This window comes from Microbacterium sp. zg.Y909 (assembly GCF_024626565.1).
The window spans coordinates 1-5178 of record NZ_JANJFJ010000311.1; the positions used below are offsets into that span (position 1 = coordinate 1).

Here is a 5178-nt window from a genome sequence, read left to right on the forward strand (position 1 = left end):
TACTCGGCACCTTCGGTGCCGGCTACGCAGTGCACCGGCCAGGTGTCGACGAAGTCGGGCTCGCCGGCGGCGAAGTGTCCGCCGTTGTCACCGTCGGCGTCGTGCCAGTCGCGCGAGGCGACGATCAGTGCGTACTGATCTGCGGAGGCGGCCAGGTGCCGGCTGATCGCGGCCGCGACCGCGTCACCCCCGGCGACCCCGAGCGCCCCACCCTCGGTGAAGTCGTTCTGCACGTCGACGATGAACAGCGCCTTACTCATGCGCCGAGCCTACGCCGACCGGTCGCGTACCGGCGCCGGGACCACGAGGGGCCACGGCATCAGCCGCGGCCCCTCGTGCACAACGTCGCCATTGCGGCCGCGCACGGGGATCCGGGCAGCCGCCGGAGGGGTTTCGGGGCCGGATCGGCGACGTTGTGCACGGCTGTCGCCCGCGACGGGGCGCCACCGCCCACCGTCGCCGGGATGCGGAGATCTGCCGACATGCGGATGGAATCCCGGCATCCATCCTCATTCGGGCAGATCTCCTCTGCTGGGCAGCGCCGCGCCCGCCGGGAACGCACGAGGGGCCCCGGCATCAGCCGCGGCCCCTCGTGCACAACCTCGCCAGGGTCAGCGCCGGCGCAGCGACCGCCGTGTCACCGACCGCTCGCCCGTTTTGGCGACCTTCTGCTCGACCGCGCGGACGCCCGCGGCGGTGTCGACCGCGACCGCGGCGAGGTCCCCGTCACCGTCAGGGGCACTCCCCCGCGCGGGAGCCGCGACCGGACCACCCTCGCTGGGACTCATCGCCAGCCGGCGCGAACCGCCCGGGTCGTTGCGCCACAGCTTCGACGGCCACCAGATCGCACGGCCGATGTCGAACGACAGGGCCGGCACCAGCAGCGAGCGCACCACGAACGTGTCGAGCAGCACACCGAACGCGACGATGAACGCCAGCTGCGCCAGGAACAGGATCGGGATGACTCCCAAGGCGGCGAAGGTGGCCGCCAGCACGAGCCCGGCAGAGGTGATCACCCCGCCCGTGGCCACGAGCCCCCGCAGGATGCCGAGCCTCGTTCCGTGCTTCAGAGACTCCTCCCGCACGCGCGTCATCAGGAAGATGTTGTAGTCGATGCCCAGCGCCACGAGGAACACGAATCCGTAGAGCGGCACGGCCGGGTCGGCGCCGGGGAAGTCGAAGATGCCGTTGAACACCAGCGCGCTCACTCCGAGGGCGGAGCCGAACGACAGGATGACCGTGCCGATCAGCAGGATCGGCGCCAACAGCGACCGCAGCAGTGCGATGAGGATCAGCAGGATCACCACGAGGATGATCGGGATGATCAGCGTGCGGTCACGGATCGACGTGTCATTGGTGTCGATGTCGGTCGCGGTCTCGCCGCCCACGAGCACGTCCGTGCCCACGTCGTCGGACAGCTGCACGCGCAGGTCGCGCACGACGTCCTCGGCGGCGATGGAGTCGGCCGCGTCGGTGAGCGTCGCGATGAGCAGCACGTCGCCCTCGGCGACGGTCGGCTCGGGTGCCGCGGTTCCGGGAGGACCGAAGGCACTGATGACCGCCTCACCGCCCTCGAACTCGACGACGGCCTGACCGTTGGGCGAATCCTCGGATGCCACGGCGATCGAGTCGATGCCGTCGGTGTCGCTGAGCACCTCGACGGCCGCGGTGAGGTCGCCCTCGGGGGCGATCACGTACACCGGGCTGCCGGAACCGGCCGGGAAGTGTTCGGCGAGCTCAGCCTGTCCGTCGCGGGCCTGCGAGGTGCCGAGCACGAGCTCGCTCGAGGGCACGCCGTCGGCCTTCAGCTGGAGAGCACCGACGCACGCGGCCAGCAGCACCACCGTCGAGACGATCCACACCGCGCGCGGGTGGCGGGCGACGAAGCGCGCCTGACGGGGCCAGAGGCCCTTGACCGGGCGGGAGAAGTCCTCGGGCACGCCGAGGGCGCCGGGCTTCGGGGCGAACGGCCAGAACGCCGCGCGTCCGGTGAGGGCGAGCAGGGCCGGAAGGAAGGTGAGGGCCGACAGCATGGCGAACGCGATGCCGATGGACGCGATCGGGCCCAGAGCGCGGTTGGTCGCGAGGTCGCTCAGCAGCAGGCAGAGAAGCCCCGCGATGACCGTTCCGCCGGAGGCGAGGATGGGCTCGAACGCACCGCGCCACGCGGTGGTCGTGGCATCCCACCGCTTCTTGCCGGTGGCGATCGCCTCACGGAAGCGCGCCACATACAGCAGCGCATAGTCGGTGGCGGCGCCGATGACGAGGATGAAGAGGATCCCCTGGACCTGACCGTTCAGCACGACGATGCCCGCCTTCGCGAGCCACCACACCGTCAGCAGCGCCACGCACAGCGCGAACACCGAGGTCAGCAGCACGAGGATCGGCAGGAGGGGCGAGCGGTAGACGATGATCAGGATGACGAAGACGGCGAGCAGCGCGACGCCCAGCAGCAACCCGTCGATGCCGAGGAAGCCCTCGACCAGGTCGGCCGAGAACCCTGCCGGACCGGTCACGAAGGTGTCCACCCCCGACGGCGCCCCGTCGGCGAGGTACTCACGCAGCTCGGTGACGAGCTCGGCGATCTCGCCCTCGGCATCCAGCGGCACGAAGACCTGCACGGCTTCGCCGTCTTCCGACGGCACCGCAGGCGACACATCGCCCACCACGCCGTCGAGATCGACGATGCCCGCCGCCAGGTCGTTCAGCTCGGTCAGCTGACTCTCGGTCAGCTCGCCGTCGTCGGTGGACATGACCACGAGCGCAGGCACGCTGTCATCACCGAGGAACTCCGGCAGCAGCTCATTGACCTGCGTCGCGTCGGCGCTCGACGGCAGGAACGCCGACCGGTCATTGACCGCCACCTCGTCTACCTTGCCGAAGTAGGGACCGCCGATCGCGCCGCCGACCAACCACACCAGCACCAGCACCACGGGGATGCCGATTCGGAGCCATTTCGGCACCGTTCGCTCATTTGCCATATTGCTAGCTTATCTAGCAATCTGCGGAAATGCCACTCCGCTGGTCAGCGCGCGAAAAGCAGGATCCAGGATGCCGCGAATGCCAGGATACCCAGCGCGGCGAGGCCGGCGGCGAGCCAGGCGGTGGCGCGCACGGCCGGGGAGTGCTTCGTCAGCCGGAAACGATCGCGCCCGCCGACCCGGTACCAGATGTCTGCGGTGGGCTGCCCGGCCAGACGCTCGGATTCGGCGTGACCGGCGGCGGCCGCCCCCACTCCCCCATCATGATCGAACCACCGCACCACCACGCCGTCGTCCTCGTGCTCGACCACACCCGTGGCGGGAAGCCACGAGCCGTCGATGGCCCACAGCACGACGGCGATCACCCCGACGAGGACGCCGGCGCCGAGGCCGACCCACGAGAAGATCTCGAGGATCGCATCGAGCGCGACGTCCACGAGTCCCCCTTGCGCTCATTGTGCGGATACGGCTGTGGGGCCCCTAAGAGCCCCACAGCCGGTCTGAGCCACCTAAGGGAATCGAACCCTTGACCTATTCATTACGAGTGAATCGCTCTGCCGTCTGAGCTAAGGTGGCGCGCTTCGCTTTCGCTACGCACGATCATCGATCTTACATGCTGAAAAGAGCGCTCGCGAACCGCTCGGACCCGTCACTCGCAGGTCAGACCGTCTTCGGGCACGGTGCCGTCCACGAGGTACGACTCGACGGCGGCATCCACGCAGGCGTTGCCCTTGTTGTATCCGGTGTGCCCCTCACCGACGCGGGTGACCAGCACGCCCGAGGCGAGTTGATCCGCCAGCGACACCGACCATTCGTACGGCGTGGCGGGGTCGTTGGTGGTGCCGACCACGACGATGGGGGCCGCCCCCTCGGCCGTGATCGGCTCGCGCACGCCGGTGGGCTCATACGGCCACACCGAGCAGGAGTCGGGCCCGCTCCAGTAGGGCGCGACGGTGGGCGCTTCAGCCGCCAGCAGCGCCTCGGCCGCCGCGTCTTCGGCCTCGTCGCCTACGGGGTAGTCCATGCAGTTGTAGGCGCGGAACGCCTCGGAGGAGTTGTCGAGGTAGACACCGCCCTGGCGGGCGTTGTAGAAGTCGGCCAGCTGCATCGCGATCTCGGGGTCTCCCTCGAGCGCGTCGGTGAGTCCGGCGGTCAGATACGGCCAGCTGTCCTGGGAGTACAGCGCCGCGATGATGGCCGTCAGCAGCGTGTCCGCTCCCAGCTGCCGGCCGTCCGCTGCGGGCAGCGGCCGCGCGTCGACGCTGGCCAGCAGGGTGCCGAGGTCGGCCATCGCATCGTCGACGGTGCCGCGGAACGGGCAGTCCTGCCCGGCGAGACACTGTGCCATGTAGGCGCGCAGCGCGGACTCGAAGCCCACACCCTGCGTGGTGCCGACCTCGAGACCCGAGACGGCCGGGTCGATGGCTCCGTCGAGCACGAGGCGGCCGACGCGCTCGGGGAAGAGCTTGGCGTAGGTGGCGCCGAGGAACGTTCCGTACGAGTAGCCGAGGTAGTGCAGCTGCTCATCGCCCAGCACCCCCCGCAGCAGGTCGAGGTCGCGGGCCGCCTGAAGCGTCGTGATGTAGGGCAGGATGCCGCCGCTGTTGGCCTCGCACGCCTCGGCGAAGGCGGCGTTGCGTTCGGTGAGCTCGTCTTCCCACTCGGCGCTGCCCCGCGGGTTCGCGGGAACGTCGTAGAGGTATGCGTCCATCTGCTCGGCGTCGAGGCAGCGCACCGCGGTGGACTCCCCCACGCCGCGCGGGTCGAACCCGATGACGTCGTATGCCTCGCGGAGAGCGGCTCCCGTGGCGAACCCGGCAGAGTCGCGGATGAGCTCCAGACCGCTCGCGCCCGGCCCACCGGGGTTGGTCAGCAGCGACGCGATCGGCTCACCGGAGTCGGCGTGGCGACGGATCACGGCGAGGTCGATCTCGCCGGCATCCGGATTCTCCCAGTCGAGCGGGGCGGTCACGGTGGCGCAGTCGTAGTAGCCCGCGTCGGCGCCCTCGCAGGGCTCCCACTCCACCGTCTGCTCGTAGAACGGCAGCAGCTCCTCGGAGATGCCGTCGGTGACGGGCGGCTTGCTGGGGCCGACCGTGGGCGGCGCGGCCGCGTCGGGGATCATCGCGGCGAGACAGCCGGTGAGGCTGAGGGTCAGCGCGGCGAGGCCGGCGGTGACGGCGAGGAGGCGGCGGCG

General features: G+C 70.1%; 4 protein-coding genes and 1 tRNA gene. All 5 read right to left on the reverse strand.

The window, feature by feature from the left end:
- A partial coding sequence (locus tag NQ160_RS17900; protein ID WP_257516490.1) for an isochorismatase family protein occupies positions 1-260 on the reverse strand: 260 nt, incomplete at its 3' end.
- A 351-nt stretch (positions 261-611) separates the two neighbouring features.
- A complete protein-coding gene (locus NQ160_RS17905) occupies positions 612-2981 on the reverse strand; it encodes an MMPL family transporter (protein ID WP_257516491.1) in 2370 nt (789 codons plus the stop codon).
- Positions 2982-3025: 44 nt separating this feature from the next.
- On the reverse strand, positions 3026-3418 hold the full coding sequence (locus tag NQ160_RS17910) for a hypothetical protein (protein ID WP_257516492.1): 393 nt from the start codon (positions 3416-3418) through the stop codon (positions 3026-3028).
- A gap of 66 nt (positions 3419-3484) precedes the next feature.
- Positions 3485-3557: transfer RNA gene (locus tag NQ160_RS17915), tRNA-Thr, on the reverse strand.
- Between the two features lie 73 nt (positions 3558-3630).
- On the reverse strand, positions 3631-5178 hold a 1548-nt coding region (locus NQ160_RS17920; RefSeq protein WP_257516493.1), incomplete at its 5' end, for an alpha/beta hydrolase.